The organism is Microbispora sp. NBC_01389 (assembly GCF_045040095.1).
In the GTDB taxonomy this organism is placed as follows: Bacteria; Actinomycetota; Actinomycetes; order Streptosporangiales; family Streptosporangiaceae; genus Microbispora.
In genome coordinates, this window is the sequence record NZ_CP109552.1 from 7,271,390 (window position 1) to 7,290,369 (window position 18,980).

Annotated in this window: 14 protein-coding genes and 1 pseudogene; 9 read left to right on the top strand and 6 right to left on the bottom strand. The window is 73.6% G+C overall.

The window, feature by feature from the left end:
• The first annotated feature begins 33 nt into the window (after positions 1 to 33).
• Positions 34 to 594, top strand: coding sequence for a hypothetical protein (locus tag OG344_RS32065; RefSeq protein ID WP_405086292.1), 561 nt, complete (start codon positions 34 to 36; stop codon positions 592 to 594).
• Positions 594 to 3,503, top strand: coding sequence for a CHAT domain-containing protein (locus tag OG344_RS32070; RefSeq protein WP_405089215.1), 2,910 nt, complete (start codon positions 594 to 596; stop codon positions 3,501 to 3,503). Before OG344_RS32065 ends, OG344_RS32070 begins: the two co-directional genes overlap by 1 nt.
• Before the next feature lie 2 nt (positions 3,504 to 3,505).
• Here OG344_RS32070 and OG344_RS32075 read toward each other — a convergent pair whose 3' ends face one another.
• A complete protein-coding gene (locus OG344_RS32075) occupies positions 3,506 to 4,384 on the bottom strand; it encodes a sulfurtransferase (protein WP_405086293.1) in 879 nt (292 codons plus the stop codon).
• Positions 4,385 to 4,451: 67 nt separating this feature from the next.
• On the opposite strand from OG344_RS32075, the pseudogene OG344_RS32080 reads away from it, so the two are divergent.
• Together OG344_RS32080 and OG344_RS32085 are read left to right on the top strand one after the other, a co-directional pair.
• Positions 4,452 to 4,673 (top strand): annotated as a pseudogene (locus OG344_RS32080) (response regulator transcription factor); the annotation flags it as partial.
• Between the two features lie 155 nt (positions 4,674 to 4,828).
• Complete coding sequence (locus OG344_RS32085; RefSeq protein ID WP_405086294.1) at positions 4,829 to 5,305, top strand: hypothetical protein; 477 nt, start codon at positions 4,829 to 4,831, stop codon at positions 5,303 to 5,305.
• Positions 5,306 to 5,366: 61 nt separating this feature from the next.
• Here the strand turns inward: OG344_RS32085 and OG344_RS32090 are convergent, their stop codons facing one another.
• The 3 genes from OG344_RS32090 to OG344_RS32100 form a co-directional block, all read right to left on the bottom strand.
• Positions 5,367 to 6,575 carry an alkaline phosphatase family protein gene (locus tag OG344_RS32090; RefSeq protein WP_405086295.1) on the bottom strand — a complete coding sequence of 403 codons (1,209 nt, stop codon included), beginning with the start codon at positions 6,573 to 6,575 and terminating at the stop codon, positions 5,367 to 5,369.
• A gap of 115 nt (positions 6,576 to 6,690) precedes the next feature.
• A complete protein-coding gene (locus OG344_RS32095; RefSeq protein ID WP_327046950.1) occupies positions 6,691 to 7,269 on the bottom strand; it encodes a DUF5998 family protein in 579 nt (192 codons plus the stop codon).
• Positions 7,270 to 7,426: 157 nt separating this feature from the next.
• Positions 7,427 to 10,108, bottom strand: a complete 2,682-nt coding sequence (locus tag OG344_RS32100) for a GNAT family N-acetyltransferase (RefSeq protein ID WP_405086296.1) — start codon at positions 10,106 to 10,108, stop codon at positions 7,427 to 7,429.
• Between the two features lie 280 nt (positions 10,109 to 10,388).
• On the opposite strand from OG344_RS32100, the gene OG344_RS32105 reads away from it, so the two are divergent.
• Positions 10,389 to 11,282 (top strand): carbohydrate kinase family protein, encoded by an 894-nt coding sequence (locus OG344_RS32105; RefSeq protein ID WP_405086297.1) that lies wholly within the window; start codon positions 10,389 to 10,391, stop codon positions 11,280 to 11,282.
• A gap of 32 nt (positions 11,283 to 11,314) precedes the next feature.
• Here the strand turns inward: OG344_RS32105 and OG344_RS32110 are convergent, their stop codons facing one another.
• Complete coding sequence (locus OG344_RS32110; RefSeq protein WP_405086298.1) at positions 11,315 to 13,426, bottom strand: RecQ family ATP-dependent DNA helicase; 2,112 nt, start codon at positions 13,424 to 13,426, stop codon at positions 11,315 to 11,317.
• Positions 13,427 to 13,511: 85 nt separating this feature from the next.
• On the opposite strand from OG344_RS32110, the gene OG344_RS32115 reads away from it, so the two are divergent.
• Both OG344_RS32115 and OG344_RS32120 read left to right on the top strand, forming a co-directional pair.
• On the top strand, positions 13,512 to 14,087 hold the full coding sequence (locus OG344_RS32115) for a GNAT family N-acetyltransferase (RefSeq protein WP_405086299.1): 576 nt from the start codon (positions 13,512 to 13,514) through the stop codon (positions 14,085 to 14,087).
• Positions 14,088 to 14,324: 237 nt separating this feature from the next.
• Positions 14,325 to 16,826 (top strand): DNA topoisomerase (ATP-hydrolyzing) subunit A, encoded by a 2,502-nt coding sequence (locus tag OG344_RS32120; protein ID WP_405086300.1) that lies wholly within the window; start codon positions 14,325 to 14,327, stop codon positions 16,824 to 16,826.
• A gap of 4 nt (positions 16,827 to 16,830) precedes the next feature.
• Here OG344_RS32120 and OG344_RS32125 read toward each other — a convergent pair whose 3' ends face one another.
• Positions 16,831 to 17,205, bottom strand: coding sequence for a VOC family protein (locus tag OG344_RS32125; protein ID WP_405086301.1), 375 nt, complete (start codon positions 17,203 to 17,205; stop codon positions 16,831 to 16,833).
• A gap of 136 nt (positions 17,206 to 17,341) precedes the next feature.
• Between OG344_RS32125 and OG344_RS32130 the strand changes: the two genes are divergently transcribed.
• A complete protein-coding gene (locus OG344_RS32130; protein ID WP_327046957.1) occupies positions 17,342 to 17,842 on the top strand; it encodes a carbonic anhydrase in 501 nt (166 codons plus the stop codon).
• Between the two features lie 121 nt (positions 17,843 to 17,963).
• Entirely contained in the window at positions 17,964 to 18,974 is a 1,011-nt protein-coding gene (locus tag OG344_RS32135) for an SPFH domain-containing protein (RefSeq protein WP_405086302.1), read from the top strand.
• The last annotated feature ends 6 nt before the right edge of the window (positions 18,975 to 18,980 follow it).

Sequence of the window (18,980 nt, forward strand, 5' to 3'; positions counted from 1 at the left end):
TGGAAGCGGGACGACGAGGCACGAGGAGCGCCGATGAGGGAGGAATACCTGATCGCGGCCCTGCGCATGGGAGCGGGCGCCGACCCCGTGCCCGAGGGGGTCTCGGCCGCGGCCCGGGCGGTGTTCCACCTGCGCGTGCCCGGAGGGGTGCCCGCCGGGCCGGTGGACCTCGCCGCGCCGCCCGGAGCGCGCTCCTCCCCCGCGTCCGGCACCTCGTCCGGCATCTCGTCCGGCACGGATGCCGCGGCCGGGGAGCCGGGCGCCGCCGGAGCGAGGGACGAGTCGTGGCGGCCGGCCGCCGCGGACGACCGGGACACCCCGGCGCACGTACGCAGGTTCAGCGCGGCGGGCCTGGTCATCGACCTGGAGACGACCATCGCCGGTGGGCGGATGGAGGTGGCCGGGCAGGTGTCCCCCGCCCCCGGGCCGGACGCCAGGATCGAGGTGCGCACCCCGCACGTCGGCAAGGTCCGCGTCCTCTCCGAGACGGGGCACTTCGCGGTCACGGGCCTGCCGCCCGGATGGGTCAGCGTGGTCTGCCATCGACCCGGCCGGCCGCCCGTCTTCACCCGCTGGCTCCGCGTGCGCCCGTGATGTCGCGACGGCCCGCCCACCCGCCGGACCCCTCGGGACCGTGCCCCCGCCCCGGCCCCTCCCATGAGCCTCACCGAGCCCTCGACCGGCTGGTCGGCCGGGCCGAGGCGGCCGTACGGCTCTCGGGCACCGATCCGCGGCGGGCCCTGTCGGAGGCGCGGGCCGTGCTGGAGCTGACCCGGCGGGCGGAGGCGGGCGGGCCGTACGGCGAGGCGGCCTCGGTGGCGCTGCGCGCGTCGGCGCTGGCGGCCCGCGAGCTGGGCGACCTGGAGCTGGCCGAGGAACGCCTGCGAGAGGCGATCGACGCGGCGCGGGAGCATCCGCGGCGGGTGGCCCAGGCGTGGATGTCGCTCGTCACGGTCCGGGCCCAGCTCGGCGATCCCGAGGGCGGGCTGCGCCTGGCCGGCCTCGCCGAGCGGCACCTCACGGGGACCGACCTCGCGAGGCTGGACGTGCAGCGGTCGGTCGCCCTGATGCTGCTCGGGCGGCACGCGGAGGCCGTGCGGCACTGCGACCGGGCGATCGGCCCGCTGGGCGAAGATCCCCGCTTCCAGGCGGGCGCGCTGCTCAACCGCGGCCTCGCCCACGCCTACCTGGAGCGGTACGGAAGGGCCGAGGCCGACCTGGCCCGATGCGCCCGGATCGCCAGGTGCGCGGGCCTCGACCATCTCGTGATGCTGGCGGAGGGCAACCTGCCGTTCGTGGCGGCCCGCCGGGGCGACATCGCCGCGGCCTTCACGCGGTACCGCGCGGCGGAGGAGACGTTGTTCGGCTTTCCCGAGCGGCTCGCCGCGATGCGGACGGACTTCGCCGAGGCGCTCGTGGCCGCCCGGCTACCCGGCGAGGCACGCGCGCTGCTCGAACAGGCCGTGCCCGAGCTGGTGGCCGCGCAGGCGCACGCGGCGATCCCCCAGGCGCGGCTGTCGCTCGCCCAGACCGCCCTTCTTTCCGGGGACGCCCGGCTCGCCGGCGCGACCGCGCGCACCGCGTACGCGGAACTGGCCGCGCAGGGCAGGACCGCCTGGCTGCCGCTGGCCACGGAGGTCGTCCTGCGGGCCCGCCTGGCGGGCACGACCGACCGCCCACGGGACGGGTTCACCGGTCCGGCGGGCGGCTCGACTCCCGGCGCCCCGGAAACGCCCAATACCTCGGGAACGCCCAGCGCCCAGGATGAGCCCGGCTCCCCGGAGACACCGGCCTCCCTGGAAGCACCGGCCTCCCTGGAAGCACCGGGCGACGACCTGATCGCCGAACTGGTGGCCTGTGCCGACGAACTGGCTGCCTGCGGGTGGTCCGCGGCGTCTTCGGCGCTGCGGCTCACCGCCGCCGCCTCGGCCGTACGGCTGGGCGCGCTCGGCCGCGCCCGCGAGCAGTTGCGGATCGCCGCCGCCACCGCGACGCGCCCACTCGTCCGCTGGCACGCGGTGGCCCTGCGGCACCACCTGGACGGGGATCTGGCCCAAGCCCTGGCCGCCGCCGCCCGCGGCATCGAAGCCACCCATCCGGGGAGCGGCGCGGACGCCGAGACCAGCGGCGACACGGCCCTACAGGCAGGGACCGCCCAGCCGGCGGGCGGCGCGGCTTCGGAGGACGTTCGCGCGCCTGAGCGGGACGCGGAGCTGCGGGCCCACGCCGCACGGCCCGCCGAAGATCTCGCTTCGTTCGGCCTGGAGATCGCCATCGACCATGCCCGCCGCACGGGCGACGCCTGGGCCGTGCTGGAGTGGTCGGAGCGGTGGCGGGCAGTCGTGCGCGGCGCACCGCCGCCGCTCCCGCCGCTTGAGAACCGCTCGGAGCGCCCGCCCGAGATTCCAGCCGGGACATGTGCTGCGACCCGGGCTGGGACGCGGCGCGAGATCCGGCCCGAGCCCGCGCGCCCGTCCGTGCCTCTGTCCGTGCCTCTGCTCGGGGACCGGCTTGCCGGGGCCGGGCTCCTCGTCGAGCTGGTGCGGCGTGGTGACGAGTTGTTCGCCGTCACCGCCGGCGCCGGCGGGTGCGCGCTGCGCGCCCTGGGCTCCTATCAGGCGGCGGTGGAGGCGACCAAGCGGATCCGGTACGGTCTGCGCCGCCGTGTCCTGCGCGACGCCGGTCATCCGGCGGGCGCCGACGACGCGGCGGTGGCCCTCGAACTGTCCGCCCTCGACCGGCTGCTCCTGAGCGGTCCCGGCACGCTCGCCTCTCCGGGCTCTCCGGGCTCTCCGGGCTCTCCGGGCTCTCCGGGGCAGGGGGCGGCCGGGCCGGTGACGATCGTGCCCACCGGTGCGCTGGGCACGCTGCCCTGGCCGCTGCTTCCCTCGTTGCGCGGACGGCCGGTGTCGGTCGCGGCGGACGCCGCCCGATGGTTCGCCCCGGCCCCCGCTCCGCCCGGCGGCGATCCGCTGGTGCTGTCGGTGGCGGGCCCGGGGCTCGACCATGCCGCCGCCGAGGCCGCGATGGTCGCCGCCGCGCATCGGCGGGCGCGGCGCGTCGGCGCCTCCAGGGCGGAGGTGCTGCGCGCGCTGGAGCGGGCCGACGTGCTCCACGTCGCCGCCCACGGCCTGTTCAGCCCGCGCGGGCCCATGCTGTCGCACATCACGCTGGACGACGGGCCGCTCATGGCGTACGACCTGCTGACCGCGCGCCGGATGCCCCGGCTCGTCATCCTGTCGGCCTGCGACGCCGGGATGGCACACGCGCCGGTGGACGGCGCGGTGCTGGGACTCGCGGGGACCTTCCTCGACCGGGGCGCGGCGTGCGTGGTCGCCGGAGTCGTGCCGGTCCGCGACGACGAGGCCCCGGCGCTGATGACGCTTCTCCACACGCTGCTGGCGGACGGCCGCTCCCCCGCCGAGGCGCTGGCCCTGGCGTCGGAGAAGACGGCCGTGCCGGGTTTCGTCTGCTTCGGCGACGGCCGCCTCGGCCCGGGATGAGGTCAGCCGGTCGCGACGCGCCTGCCGGGGTCGGCCACCCAGTTGGACCACGAGCCGGCGTACAGGGCGGCGGGCAGTCCGGCGATCTCCAGTGCCAGCACCTCGTGCGCGGCCGTCACCCCCGACCCGCAGTAGGCCCCGACGGGCACGCCCTCGACGGCCCCCAGCGTGTTGAACCGCTCCCGGAGGAACGACCCGCTGTGGAACCGCCCGCCGGGTTCGACGTTCTCGGAGGTGGGGGCGCTTACCGCGCCGGGGATGTGACCGGCGACCGGGTCGACGGGCTCCACCTCGCCCCGGTACCGCTCGGCCGCCCGCGCGTCGAGCAGCACGCCGTCGGCCGCGAGCGCGGCCGCCTGCCCGGCGTCGAGCACCGGCATCCCGCCGGGCCGGGCGGTGAAGTCTCCCGGCGTCACCGGCCCCTCCTCCTTGGAGACCGGAAGCCCGGCCCGGGTCCAGGCCCGCAGGCCGCCGTCCAGCACGCGGACATCGCCGTGGCCGAAGTAGCGCAGGGTCCACCACGCCCGGGCGGCCGACGTCGAGTCGGCGTCGTCGTACACGACCACCGGGCGCGCGCCCGACACCCCGAGGCGGCGCATGGCCGCGCCGAAATCCTCGGGGGAGGGCAGCGGATGCCGCCCGGCCGGGCCGGGCGGGGCGGCGAGATCGGCGTTCAGGTCGCAGAAGACCGCGCCGGGCACGTGCCCCTCACGGTACGACTCGATGCCGGGCGGCCCGCCGAGCCGCCAGCGGACGTCGAGAATCGTGACGCCGGCGAGCGCGGCGAGTTCCTCGGGAGTGATCAGCGGGCTGTGCTCCCCGCCGCGGTGCTCCCCGATCCGCTGCTCCCCGGTCCGCTCTTCCCCGACTCGCTCGCTCATGAGACCCCTCCTGGCCGGTACGGTGGCACAGCCAATTGTGCCAAGCCGTCGCCACCGCCCGGCCCCCGATCGGCTGGCGCGGCTGACCGCGCGCGAGCACGAGGTGCTGGTGCAGGTGGCGCGCGGACTGTCCAACGCCGAGGTCGCGGCGGCGTTGCATCTGGCCGAGGCGACGGTCAAGACGCATCTGAGCCGCGTGCTGGTCAAGCTCGGGCTACGTGATCGCGCCCAGGTGGTGGTCTTCGCGTACGAGAGCGGCCTCATCCGTCCCGTCACGCCCGATCCCTGACCGCGCCGCGCCCGGCGCCGTGGCGCCTGTGTCTGCCGCGGGAAGGCGAACGGGCCCGGTGGGCGGCAGCGGTTTCGAGCTGGTGGCTCCCCCTCGACGAGCACGAGCGGACGCCGTGGCGGGAGGGCACGCCCGAAGCGGCCACCGGGTACGTCGTGGACGGCGACCTGGTCGTCGACGGCAACATCACCGATGTGGACGACGGGGCCGCCGCGCTGATCGTCCTCGGGAACCTGCGGGCGAGGAACATCTACCTGGCCGGTGACGCGAAGCTGGTTGTGCACGGCCACGTGACGGCTGAGACCTTCGTCGGCGACATGACCGACAAGCTGGTGATGATCCACGGGGACCTGCGCGCCACCGTCTCGATCTTCTGGAACGAGTTCTGCCCCGACCTGGTCGCCGGCACCCTCCATGGCAGGACCCTCGCCCCCGCCTACCTCGACCTGTCCACGGCTCCCATCGGCTGTCTCGCCGACCCGGCGCCCGAGGCCCCGCTCAGCCGCCTCCTCGCGCCCGAACTGCTGGTCACCGGCGCCCCCGGCCCCGACGACCTCACCGAGATCGGCATCCGCGGCGACGCCCTGCGTGACCGCCTGCTGGGCGGCCTTCCCCTCACCACGACCCCCTGACCCCCGGCGAGCCGCTCTCGAGAAGGCGAGATCCCGGCGCGGTTCACCGATCGGTGACCGGTCAGCGGCGGATCTCCAGGAGCGGCACGTTCTGCTCGGCCGGGGTCAGTGATCCGTGGTAGCCGGTCAGGGACGACTCCACCGGCTCGGCGGCCGAGGCCACGATCACGCACTCGCCGTACGGCACCGCCAGCACGTCGCCGATGCGGCCGAGCCACTCGCGTCGGACGCGGTGCCCGAACCAGCCGGTGTCGGCGGCCTCTTCGCGGGTCACCACCCAGGCGCGCCCGCGCAGCGCCTCGCGCCAGGTCTCCAGGACCCCCGCCGCCGCGCCCGGCCTCGTGTAGACGTGGCGGGCGCGGGCCTCGCCGCCGAGCATGAGCACGCCTTCCCGCAGGTCGGGACGGAGGTCCACGTCGACCTTGTCCGTGGCATTGATCATGCCGTGGTCGGCCGTGACGTACAGGACGGCTCCCGGCGGCAGGGACTCCGCGATGCGTTCGGCCATGCGGTCGACGACGGCGAGCTGTTCGAGCCACGCGCCGCCGCCCCAGCCGCCGACGTGGCCGGCCCGGTCGACGTCGCCGTAGTAGACGGTGACGTAGGAGGTCTCCCGCAGCGCGTGCCGCACCGCCTCGACACGCTCGCCGGCGGTCTCCGCCGCCCAGTAGCGCATGCCCCGATAGACCGCGCGGGTGAGTCCGGTGCCGTCGAAGGAGGCGGGCGCGACGTAGACGGGATCCACCCCCGCCGCGGCCATGCGCTGGTAGACGGTCTCGGCGGGCTGCCAGACGTCGGGGTCGACGGGCAGGCCGGGCGCGGTCCAGCGCAGGCAGTTGAACAGCCTGCCCTCCCCCGGCACCGCCATCTGGATCCCCACCATGCCGTGCTCCCCCGGAGGCGCGCCGGTGCCGAGCGTGGCGAGGCTCGTCGGGGTGGAGGACGGGAAGCCCGCCGTGAGCGTGCCGCGGAGGTGGGCCGACAGGAACGGCGCCGTTCCGGGATGGGCGGCCAGCATCTCGGCCCCGAGCCCGTCCACGAGGAACAGGCACACCCGCGCGGCCGGCTCCAGCGCCAGCGTGTTGTCCGTGGACAGGCCGAGGGAGGCGAGCATCGAGCCCGGCAGGTCGGCGAGCGAGGCCGTGCCGTACGCGGGCACGTACGGCACGGCCGGCGGCCCCTCGGCGACGGCCCCGAAAGCCTCGGACGCCCCGCCGGATGCCGCCCCGGACGTCCCGCGCGACGCCGCTGGAAGCTGGGGATCGATCACGTTGCCTCCCGGCGGGACGAGGGACGGCGTCGGGGAGTGCCCGCCGGCTCCCCTGCGTGACGGGACGTTCCTCAGGCGGCGTTCTCCTGGACGGTTGACCTCTCAGACGGTCCTCTCAGATGGTGGCCTCGGACAGCGCCTTGGCGAAGGCCAGCACATGGCTGACGGCCTCCGGCCCGTCGGCGGCCTCGCTGACCCGCAGCGACAGGTCGTCGGCGGTGATCGCGCCGGTGTAGCCGTGGTCGGCCTCGCAGTTCTCGTCGCCACAGGTCGCCGGTTCGAGGTCGACGTGTGAGATCGCGCCCCATCCGATCGTCAGCGTGACCTCCGTGGGGGAGGTACCCGGCGCGTACGACGCGGGGTCGGGCACGACTCTGGTCACGGCGACCGACTGGATGCGGCTGAGCCGCACCGCCTCCGTGGTGGTGGAGGCATGCGAGGCGGGCATGCCCTCCGCCGGCGGATGCTCGTCGGTGTGGCAGACCAGCAGCCGGGTGGGTGACAGGACCAGCACCGTGACGTGCCTGCGCACCTCCATCGCCGGGTCGAACGTCGCCTCGTGGTGCACGACGTACGCCGTCACCTGCTCGCTGCCGAGTGCGGAGTCGACGGCGTCGGCCACCAGATCCGGGTAGTAGCCGCTGCGATCTATGGCCTCGCGCAAGCCCGCGGCGGAGACTCGGGTTTCCCTCATGGGTCCATCCTGCCCTGTAAGGGACACCTGTTTCACACCCCGGCGGGACGGGTTTTCCGTCCGCGCCGCGCCGCACGCCCTCCGGGCCCCGCTTTCCCGCGCCCTTCCCGCAGGGGAGTACGTCAGTGGCCCGCCGTGCTCCTGAGCGCTCGCCACGTCAGCGCAGGCGGCGGGGGCCGGCGTCGGGGCGCAGCGTGGTGACGGGCCGCAGGACGGCGCGGGCGCCCAGCACCACCGCGCCGGACGCGCCCGCCAGCACCGGGTCGAGGTCCATCCGCACGACCTCCGGCAGCGCGTCGGCCAGCGACCCCACCCGCACCAGCAGGTCCTCCAGCGCCTCCACCGCCACCGGCTGGTAGCCGTACTCGCCGAACAGCAGCGGCGCGGCGCGCACCGACCGCACCAGCGCCGCCGCGTCCTCCACCGAGAGGGGCGCGAGGCGGTGCGCCTGGTCGCCGAGCAGCCGGGCGGTGACCTCGCCGAGGCCGAACGTGACGACCGCGCCGAAGTACCGATCCTGCGTCACCCCGACGACGGCCGGCACCGCGGGCTGCGGAGCCATGCGCTGCACCGCGAGCGGGGTGCCGGGCCCGAGCAGCGCGGCCAGACCGGCGTACGCCTGCCGGGCCCCGGCGGCGTCGGTGAGACCGACGCGGACGGCGCCCGCGCGGCGGACGTGTTCCGGGTCGGCCGACCTGATCACCACGGGCGGGCCGACGCGCTCGGCGAGGGCGACGGCCTCCTCCGCGTCGCCCGCGACGTACGCCGGCCACACCTCGATGCCGTAGCAGGCCAGCAGCGCGGTCGCGTCGATCTCCCGCTCGGCCTCGCCGTCCCCGGCCGCGTCCACGGCGTCCACGGCGTCCACGGCATCCCCGGCCGTCTCTCCGGCGAGCGCGTCGGCGACGATCCGCCGCGCCGCGTCCGGGTCGATCCCGTCCACCTGCGGCACCAGGCCGAGGGGCTCCCGGCGCCAGTGGGCGTACCGCACCACGTGGGCCAGCGCGCGGACCGCCTCCTCCGGGGCCTGGTACGACGGGATCGACCCCCGCCCGGGGGCCTCGTCGCCGGGAGCGCCCGGGACGCGCAGTTCGTCCGGCATGCCCAGCCGACCCTGGAAGGTGGCGAGCACGGGTTTGCCCGACTCCCGCGCGGCGTCGAGCAGCGCCCCGGCGACCTCGCGGCAGTCGCCCGGGATCGGCGGCATGTAGATCGCGACGGCGGCGTCCACCTCGGGCAGCACGCTCCGCAGCGCCGCGGCGAACTCGGCGGCGCCGGCCCGGGCACCGAGGTTCACCGGCGGGCGGGGCTCCAGGCCCGCGCCCGCGCACGCCTCCTCGGCCAGCAGCGTGAGGGCGTCGGAGTTGCCGACGACGCCCACCCGCGGCCCGGCCGGCAGGGGCTGGTGCGCCAGCAACTGGGCGACGTCGAAGAGCTGGACGAGGTCGTCGACCCGGATGACCCCCGCCTGCGCGAACAGCGAGCTCAGCGCGGTGTCGGGCAGGGCCAGCACCGGCGCGGCGTGCCCCCCGGGCACCCCCCGCGACCTGACCACCACGATCGGCTTGGACCGGGAGATCCGCCGGGCCAGCCGGGTGAACTTGCGCGGGTTCCCGATGGACTCCAGATAAAGGAGGATCACGTCGGTCGCCGGGTCCTCCTCCCAGTACTGCAGCAGGTCGTTGCCGGACACGTCGGCCCGGTTGCCGGCCGAGACGAACGTCGAGATGCCCATGCCGCGCTGCGCCACCCGCTGCAGCAGCGCGGTGCCGAGCGCGCCCGACTGGCTGAAGAAGCCGACCCTCCCCCGGCCCGGCAGGGTCGCCGCGAGCGTCGCGTTGAGCCGTACGGCGGGGTCGGTGTTGGCGATGCCGAGACAGTTGGGACCCACCACCCGCATGCCGTACGCGCGGGCGATGCGGACGAGTTCCTCCTGGCGGGCGAGGCCCTCCGGACCGGTCTCGCCGAACCCGGAGGAGACGACGACCAGGCCCTTCACGCCCTTCCGCGCGCACTCCTCGACCAGTTCGAGCACGCCCTCGGCGGGCACGGCCAGCACGGCGAGGTCCACCTCGCCGTCGATCGCCGACACGCTGCGGTGCGCCGGCACGCCGGCCACGGCCCGCACCTGCCGGTGGACGGGGTAGACGGGCCCGGTGAAGTCGGCGGCGAGCAGGTTGCGCAGCACCGCCTGGCCGATGCCGCCCGGTTCGCGGCTCGCGCCGATCACCGCGACCGACTCCGGCGTGAGCAGGCGGGCGATCGAGCGGGCCTCGGCGCGGTGCTCGCGGGCCAGCCGCACCTCCAGGGCCGTCTCGGTGCTCGACAGGTCGAGCGTCATGCGGACGACGCCGTCCTCGAACTGGCTCTGCGCCGTGTATCCCGCCTGGCGGAACAGGCCCGTCATCCGGTGGTTGCCGGGCAGCACGTCGGCGATGAACGTCTTGATCCCGCGCTCGCGGGCGGCGGCCCGCAGGTGCTCCATCAGCACCGAGGCCACTCCCCTGCCCTGGTGGGCGTCCTCGACCAGGAAGGCCACCTCGGCGTGGTCGCGTGGCCGTACGCGGTCGTACCGCACGACCGCCACCATCTCCGTGCCGATCGTGGCTATCAGGGCGACCCGGTTGTCGTAGTCGACATTCGTGAAGAATGCGACGTCCTTGTCGGTCAACCGGGGGCGCGGACCGAAGTATCGGAAGTAGATGGACTCCGCGGACAGGCGTGAGTAGAAGGAGCGCAGCATGCCGGCGTCGTCCGGCCTGATCGGGCGGACATGGGCGGTGCCGCCGTCGGACAGCACGACGTCCGCCTCCCAGTGAGCGGGGTACTGAGGGTGCACGCACCCGAGATTATCCGTGCCCGGCTTAGCAGTGATTGGGGTATTTCTACTTACTTATCGGGATACTCGCGCGAGACCGCTTATAAGGGATCTACCAACCGTGGGGGGACGAGTTGGACAACGCTTGTGCATCGACTGTTCCCGTCTGTCCGCTCTCCACCCACGGCGCCCCTGGAAGCTGTTAGGTTTCTGGGCGTCAGCCTCTACAGCACGGAGCGGACGCCGCCCCTCCTCGGGGCCTGGCTCGCCCCCATTAGCCAGTTGGCAAGGTGGTGACAGCATGACGCGGGTCGTCGTGGTGGGCGATCTCATGACGGACGCGGTCGCACGCGCGAAGTTCCCTCTCGCGAGGGCGAGCGACACCCCTGCCGTCGTGACCATGCACGGCGGCGGATCCGGCGCCAACATCGCCTCCTGGCTCGCCGTGGAGGGCTCCGAGGTGGCCTTCATCGGCCGCCGCGGCGCCGACATCACCGGCCGCAACCGGGACATGGAGCTCATGGGCTACGGCGTGGACGCCCGGCTCGTCATGGACCCCGAGCGGCCGACCGGCACCTGTGTCGTCCTCGTCACGCACAAGGGCGAGCGGACCATGCTCTCCGACCCGGGCGCCAACGCCGCGCTGTCCCCCGAGGACCTGCCGCGTGACCTGTTCAGCGCCGGCGGGCACCTGCACGTGTCCGGCTACACGCTGATCAACGAGGGTTCGCGCGACGCCGGTCTCGCCGCTCTCGACATGGCCCGCCGGGCGGGCATGTCGATCTCCGTCGACTGCTCCTCCTCCGCCCCGCTGGAGCGGACCGGCGCCGAACCGTTCCTGGAGTGGACCGACGGCGCGAAGCTGCTGTTCGCCAACGCCGACCAGGCCAAGGTGCTCACCGGCAGGGACGACCCCGCCTCGGCCGCGAAGGTGCTGACCGCCTGGTTCCCCCAGGTGGTGATCAAGGTCAACGCCGAGGGCTCGCTCTGGTACTCCAACAGCCGTCCCGAGCCGGTCAGGGCGCCGGGCGAGGTCGTCGACCGGGTGGTGGACGGAACCGGCGCCGGGGACGCCTTCGCCGCCGGCTTCCTGCCGGTCTGGCTGGACGGCAAGCCGGCCGCGGAGGCCCTGGCCGCGGGCAACTCCCTCGCCGCCCGGTGCATCTCCAACCTCGGCGCCCGCCCCCGCCTCTAGCCGAGCGCGGGCCGGTGACGGCCGTCCCGGGACTAGTTCGTGACGGCGAGGGCGAGGGGAAGCGCGGCGGGGGCGCCCGCGTGGCGGACCTGGGCGGCGGCGAGCGCCATCGTCCAGCCGGTGTCGACGCGGTCGTCCACCACCAGAACCGGTCCGTCCAGGGCGGCGATCCGGGCGGCGAGCTCCCGCGGCATCGCGAGCGTCCCCCGGATGGCCGCCACCCGCTGGGCGCTGTTGTGCCTCGCCGCCGGTGATCCGTCACGGTAGCCGAGCGTCCCCAGGTGCTCCAGGCGGCCCACCTGGGCCAGCCGTTCGGCGAGCGACTCGACCAGCACCGGCCGCGACCCCGAGGGCATCGCGACCACGCCGACCGGGCGCCGCGCCCACTCCCAGGATTTGAGCACCTCGACGACCGCGGCGAACACGTCGTCGGGGACCGGCCCGTCGCCCGCGGCGAACAGCTCCCGCAGCCGGGTGCCCCAGCCGATGTCGGTGAGGCGGCCGAGCGCGCGGCCCGGCTCCGCGCACAGCTCCGGCTTGATCCGCCCCTTCAGGTCGGGCAGGCCGGTGGGCCACTGCCGGCGCGGCTCGATCCCCACGCCGGGCCGCGCCAGCCGCTGCCGAGCGGCCTGTACGGCCTCCTCCGGCACCTCGGCGGAACGGTGGGCGCCGGTGCAGTTGTCGCACCGGCCACAGGGCTCGGCCGTCTCGTCGTCGAGATGACGGCGCAGGTACCGCTCCCGGCACTCGGTGGTCGTGATGTAACCGAGCATCGCCTCCTGCTCGGCCCGGCGCTCGGCGGCCACCCTGGCGTAGCGCTCGGTGTCGTAGCTCCACGGCTCGCCGGTGGCCTCCCAGCCGCCCTTGACCCGGCGGACGGCGCCGTCCACGTCGAGCACCTTGAGCATCATCTCCAGGCGGCTCCGGCTGAGGTCGACCCTCGTCTCCAGCGCGGGAGTGGACAGCACGCCCGCCTGCGAGAGCGCCTCCAGCGTCGCCCTCACCACCCCCTCCGGGGGGAAGGCGAGCGAGGCGAAGTAGGCCCAGATCTCCCGGTCCTCCGAACCGGGCAGCAGGATGACCTCGGCCCGCTCGACGCCGCGACCGGCCCGGCCCACCTGCTGGTAGTACGCCACGGGCGAGGCCGGCGCGCCCACGTGGACGACGAAGCCGAGATCGGGCTTGTCGAACCCCATCCCCAGCGCCGAGGTCGCCACCAGCGCCTTGACCCGGTTGCCGAGCAGGTCGGCCTCCGCCGCCAGCCGGTCCGCCGCCTCGGTCTGCCCGGTGTACGCGGTGACCGGGTGGCCCTGCTCACGCAGGTACGCGGCGATCTCCTGGGCGGCGGCGACGGTCAGCGTGTAGACGATGCCGGAGCCCGGCAGGTCGTGGAGCGTCCTGGCCAGCCAGGCGAGCCGCTGACCGGCTCCACCCAGCCGTACGACGCTCAGGTGGAGGCTCTCGCGCTCCAGCGGGCCGCGCAGGACGAACACCTCACCGCCGGGCAGTTCGTCCCACTCCTGGGTGACGGCGAGCTGCTCGGCGACGTCGCGGGTGACCCGGGCGTTCGCGGTGGCGGTCGTGGCGAGCACGGGGATGCCCGACGGCAGCTCGGCCAGCAGGGTGCGGAGCCTGCGGTAGTCGGGCCGGAAGTCGTGCCCCCAGTCGGAGATGCAGTGGGCCTCGTCGATCACCAGGAGCCCGGCGCTCGCGGCCAGCTCGGGCAGCACCTGGTCGCGGAAGTCGGGATTGTTCAGCCTCTCGGGGCTCACCAGCAGCACGTCGACCATGCCCTCGGCGACCTGGCCGTAGACCTTCTCCCAGTCCTCGGGGTTGGCCGAGTTGATCGTCTCCGCGCGGATGCCGGCCCGCTCCGCGGCGTCGATCTGGTTGCGCATCAGCGCCAGCAGCGGGGAGACGATGACCGTGGGCCCCTCGCCGAGCTCGCGCAGCAGCGCGGTCGCGATGAAGTAGACGGCCGACTTGCCCCAGCCGGTGCGCTGCACCACCAGCGCGCGCCTGCGGTCCATGACCAGGGCCTTGATGGCGGCCCACTGGTCGTCACGTAGCCGCGCGTGGTCTCCGGCGAGCGCCCGCAGCCGGGCCTCCGCCTCTTCCCGCAGCGTCACCTCTTCTTCGCTCACCCGCCCATTGGTACCAGGTCCGGCCGACCGTTTCGGCCCCGAGCGCGAAGTGACCGGCGGGCGTAGTGGTTGGATGAGCCCCGTTATGGACGTCACCACGTGGTATCTCGAACAGACCAGCCCCTCTGACCTGCGGCCCGGCCGGAAGCCCGCGCTCCCCGCCGAGATCGTCCGGGCGGAGTTGCCCAGCCCCGAGTTCAGCCGGTTCCTCTACACCGCGGTCGGCGGCGACTGGCAGTGGACCAACCGGCTGCCGTGGGCCTACAAGCAGTGGAAGGACTGGCTCGACCGGCCGGGCGTCGAGACCTGGGTGGCCTGGGTGCGCGGCACACCCGCCGGGTACGCCGAACTGGTCGCGCAGGACGGCGGCGTGGTCGAGATCACCAACTTCGGGCTGCTGCCGTACGCGATCGGGCAGGGCCTCGGCGGATGGCTGCTCGGCGAGGCGGCGGCCCGCGCGTGGGACATCGCGAGCCGGTGGCCCGGCCTGGAGCCCGCCCGGCGGGTCTGGGTGCACACCTGCTCCCTGGACGGCCCGGCGGCGCTGGCCAACTACCGGGCCCGGGGCTTCCGCGTCTACGACGAGAAGCTGAACGCGCCGGGCGACGAGGACGAGGGCGAGACGCCCGGCCCCTGGCCCGGCGCCGGCCCCCGCACCTGACGCCGCGTCCCTGATCGCATGCCCGGCCACCCCTGTGATCAGGGAGACCGGCGCGTGGCGGCGGCCGTACGCGCGGGCGCACCGGCGAAGCCGGAACGGAGGGCACGGGCCCGGCAGTAGGGTGGTGAGTCGCGAACATGGCGAACTCTCGGCAGAATGTTCGATGTTCACGACCGACGTTCGCCCCTCCCCGGCCCCGACGGCCGGGGCCCGGCTCCTCGACACGCAGGAATCCACATGGCCCGACGCACGACGACACCTCCGCCGGACGAGGACTTCGAGGAGCGGATCGTCGACATCGACGTGTCCGCCGAGATGCGGGCGAGCTACCTTGAGTACGCCTACTCGGTGATCTACCAGCGCGCGCTGCCCGACGCGCGCGACGGACTCAAGCCCGTCCAGCGGCGCATCCTCTACTCCATGAGCGAGATGGGCCTGCGCCCCGACCGCGGGCACGTCAAGTCCTCCCGCGTGGTCGGCGACGTGATGGGCAAGCTCCACCCGCACGGCGACACCGCCATCTACGACGCGCTCGTCCGGCTGGCGCAGCCGTTCTCGATGCGCCTGCCGCTGGTGGACGGCCACGGCAACTTCGGCTCCCCCGACGACTCCCCCGCGGCGATGCGGTACACCGAGGCGCGGCTCGCCCCGGCGGCGATGCTGATGGTGCAGTCGATCGACGAGGAGACGGTCGACTTCAAGCCCAACTACGACGGCCAGGAGACCGAGCCGTCGGTCGTGCCGTCGGCGTTCCCCAACCTGCTCGTGAACGGCGCCTCCGGCATCGCGGTCGGCATGGCCACCAACATGGCCCCGCACAACCTCGGCGAGGTCGTCGCGGCGGCCCGGCATCTCATCAGGAAGCCGGAGGCCACGCTCGACGAGCTCATGCGGTTCGTGCCCGGCCCCGACCTGCCGACCGGCGGCATGATCATCGGCCTGAACGGCGTCAGGGACGCGTACGAGACCGGGCGCGGCACGTTCAAGATGCGGGCGAAGGCGACGGTCGAGCAGGTCACCCCGAGGCGCAAGGGCATCGTCGTCACCGAACTGCCGTTCAACGTCGGCCCTGAACGGGTCGTGACGAAGATCAAGGAGCTGGTGACCTCCAAGAGGCTCACCGGCATCTCCGACCTCAAGGACCTGACCGACCGGCACAAGGGCCTCAGCCTGGTCATCGAGATCAAGAACGGCTTCAACCCCGAGGCCGTGCTGGAGGAGCTCTACCGGCTCACGCCGATGGAGGAGACCTTCGGCATCAACAACGTCGCGCTGGTCGACGGCCAGCCGCGCACGCTGGGCCTGCGCGAGCTGCTCTCGGTCTACGTGGCCCACCGGCTCGACGTGGTGCGCAGGCGCTCGGCGTACCGGCTGCGCAGGCGCGAGGAACGGCTCCACCTGGTCGACGGCCTCATCGTCGCGCTGCTCAACATCGACCAGGTCATCCAGGTGATCCGCGGGTCGGACGACTCCGCGCAGGCCCGCGCCCGGCTGATGGAGACCTTCGGGCTGAGCGAGATCCAGGCCAACTACATCCTCGACACCCCGCTGCGGCGCCTCACCCGCTACGACAAGCTGGAGCTCGACCGGGAGAAGGAGCAGCTCCAGGCCGACATCGCCGAGCTGAACGAGATCCTCGGCTCGGAGGACCGGCTGCGCAAGGTCGTGTCGGCCGAGCTGGCCGAGGTCGCCAAGACGTACGGCACGCCGCGCCGCACCGTCCTGCTGGAGTCGTCGGACGCCGCCAGGGCCGCCGTCGTGCCACTGGAGGTGCCTGACGACCCCTGCCTGGTCATGCTGTCGTCCACCGGCCTGCTCGCGCGTACGACCGACGCCTCGCCGATCTCCGGCGAGGGCGAGCGGGCGGCGCACGACGTGCTGGTGTCGGTGGTCCGCTCGACCGTGCGCGGCGAGGTCGGCGTGGTCACCTCCAAGGGCCGCGTCATCCGCGTCTCGGTGCTCGATCTGCCCGCCCTGCCGCCCTCGGCCAACCCGCCCTCCCTGGCCGGCGGGCATCCGGTGTCGGAGTACGTCTCGCTGGAACCGGACGAGAAGGTCGTCGGGCTCGGCTCGCTCGATCCCGACGGGCCGGGCCTCGCGCTCGGCACCAGCCAGGGCGTGGTCAAGCGGGTGGTGCCCGAATACCCGGTCAACCGCGACGAGTTCGAGGTGATCGGGCTGCGGGACGGCGACGTGGTGGTGGGCGCGGTGGAGCTCACCTCGGCCGATCACGACCTGGTCTTCATCACCTCGGACGCGCAGATGCTGCGCTTCTCCGCCTCCGTCGTACGGCCCCAGGGCCGTCCCGCCGGAGGCATGGCCGGCGTGCGCCTTGAGGGCGATGCCCGGGTGGTCTTCTTCGGCGCCGTCGATCCCGCCCTGGAGGCCCGCGTCGTGACGATCGCCGGCTCCTCCACCGCCCTGCCCGGCACCCAGATGGGCGCGGGCAAGGTCTCCGACTACGCCGAGTTCCCCCCGAAGGGCCGGGCGACCGGCGGCGTACGCGCCCAGCGCTTCCTCAAGGGCGAGGACGTGCTGCTGCTCGCCTACGCGGGGCCCACGCCGGTCAAGGCGGTGTCCTCGACCGGCAGGCCGGTGCCGCTGCCGGAGGAGCTCGGCCGCCGCGACGGCTCGGGCGTACGCCTCGTACACGCCATCGCGGCGATCGGGGGCGCGCTCGGCGCGGACGGCGACGGCGACGGCGAGGGCGAGGAGGCCGCCTCCGGCACTCCGGGCTGAGACGTCAGTCCGGCGGGATCAGGCAGAACGGGTGTCCGGCCGGGTCGAGGAAGACCGTCCAGTTCTCGTCCTCGCCCGGCTGGTGCTCGTGCCTGACCGCTCCCAGGGCGAGCACCCGCTTCTCCGCCTCGGCCATGTCGTCCACGGTCAGATCCAGGTGGAACCGCTGGGGGTGCTCGGAGCCGGGCCACTGCGGGGGCCGGTAGTCCGGGACACGCTGGAAGGCGACGCGGACCTGGTCGTCACCGGCGAGCGTGACCCATTCGTCTCCCTCCTCGTAGGCGACCTTCCACCCCAGCACCTCCGCGTAGAAGGTGGCCAGGGCCTTTGGTTCCGGACAGTCGAGCACGACCGTGCGCATCCGCGCGACACCGCTCATGAGGGATCTTTCTCCTTTCGTTGCAACACCAGTGAAAACTGTATACCGGTGTCGCAGTGAGGGCCAGGCGACACGGAGAGGGAAATCCGCTACCCCCGCGCCGACCGCTGAAAGGGGATCGGGCAACATCTCTGACATGACCGGTGCTTTCGATGATCTCCTGGCCGCCAACGAGAAGTACGCGAGCACGTTCTCGCACTCCGGCCTCACGGGCCGGGCCGCGCGCGGCCTCGCCGTGGTGACGTGCATGGACTCCCGCATCGATCCGCTCGGACTGCTCGGCCTGACGGCCGGCGACGCGAAGATCCTGCGCAACGCGGGCGCCCGGGTGACCGACGACGTCCTGCGGACCCTCGTCCTCGCCGTCTACCTGCTCGGCGTGAACCGGGTCCTGGTGATGCCCCACACCGACTGCCGGATGTCCAAGTCGACCGACGAGGACGTCCACAACCTCATGGCCGACGAGTACGGCATCGACACCCGCAGCCTGGAGTTCCGGACCGTTCCCGACCAGCCGGCGGCGCTGCGGCACGACATCACCCGCATCACGTCCAGCCCGTACCTGCCGGCGGATCTCGTCGTCGGCGGCGCGCTGTACGACGTGCACACGGGGAGGCTCCAGCCCATCGAGATCTGACCCCGCCGTACGGAGGGGGCGCGGCCGGCGCGAGGACGGAACCTGGGATGGTGGCTTTGACGTTCTCATGGCGACTGACGAAAATCTGACACCTCCCGCCACTCCACCCCCAGGAGCACATATGCCCAGCCACACCTCCTCCGCCGCGTCCGGCGGCGCCTCCCGCCGGTCGTTCCGCGGGCTCACCGTCGTCCTGATCCTCGCGCTCATCGTGGCCGGGGTGCCGGCCCTGTACGGCGCCTTCCAGGGCTTCGAGCGCACGACCGGCGGCGAGGTGGCGGTCGTCCGCGACGGCGGCCCGCTGGACGACAACAAGGTCCGCCAGATCATCGACCCCGGCTCCGGGGTCACCTGGATCGGCTGGTGGTCGCAGATGCACCGCTACCCCGCCCAGCAGCGGTTCTACACGATCACCTCGGAGGGCGGCCACGGCGAGAGGTCCGGCGTCGACGTCGTGAACGTGCCGAGCGGCGACGGCGTCAACATGGGCATCGAGGGCACGCTCTACTTCGGCCTCAACCTCGACCACCAGACGCTGAAGTCGTTCGACGACAAGTTCGGCACGCGGAAGTTCCGCAGCACCAACGGCGGGACCTACTACCCCTGGCAGGGCGACGAGGGCTGGTCGGCGTTCCTCGACCAGATCATCCGGCCGGTGATCGACAACGACCTGCGCACGCAGATCAACAACTTCCGCTGCGCCGAACTCGTCTCCTCCTGCGCCCTCGTGCAGAACAACAGCAGCCAGCAGGGCGGGGGCACGCCGCAGCAGGGCAACAACGCGAACATCGCGAAGATCCAGAACGCGGTCAACACGAGCCTGGCCGAGGACCTGAAGGCGACCCTCGGCGCCGACTACCTCACCGGCATCCACTTCAACCTCTCCCGGGTGACCCTGCCCTCGGAGGTCCAGGATGCGGTGAACCAGGCGCAGGCGGCGTTCGCGAAGGTCACCGAGGCGCAGGCGAAGGTCGCCCAGGCCCGCGCCGAGGCGGACGCCAACAAGGCCCGGCAGGACGGCTACAACAAGTGCCCCACGTGTGCCGAGATCGAGAAGCTGAAGGCCCTGCCCCAGGGCATCACGGTCTACGCGCCGGGCAATACTGGTGGCGTCGCTCTGCCCACCAAGTAAAGGGTC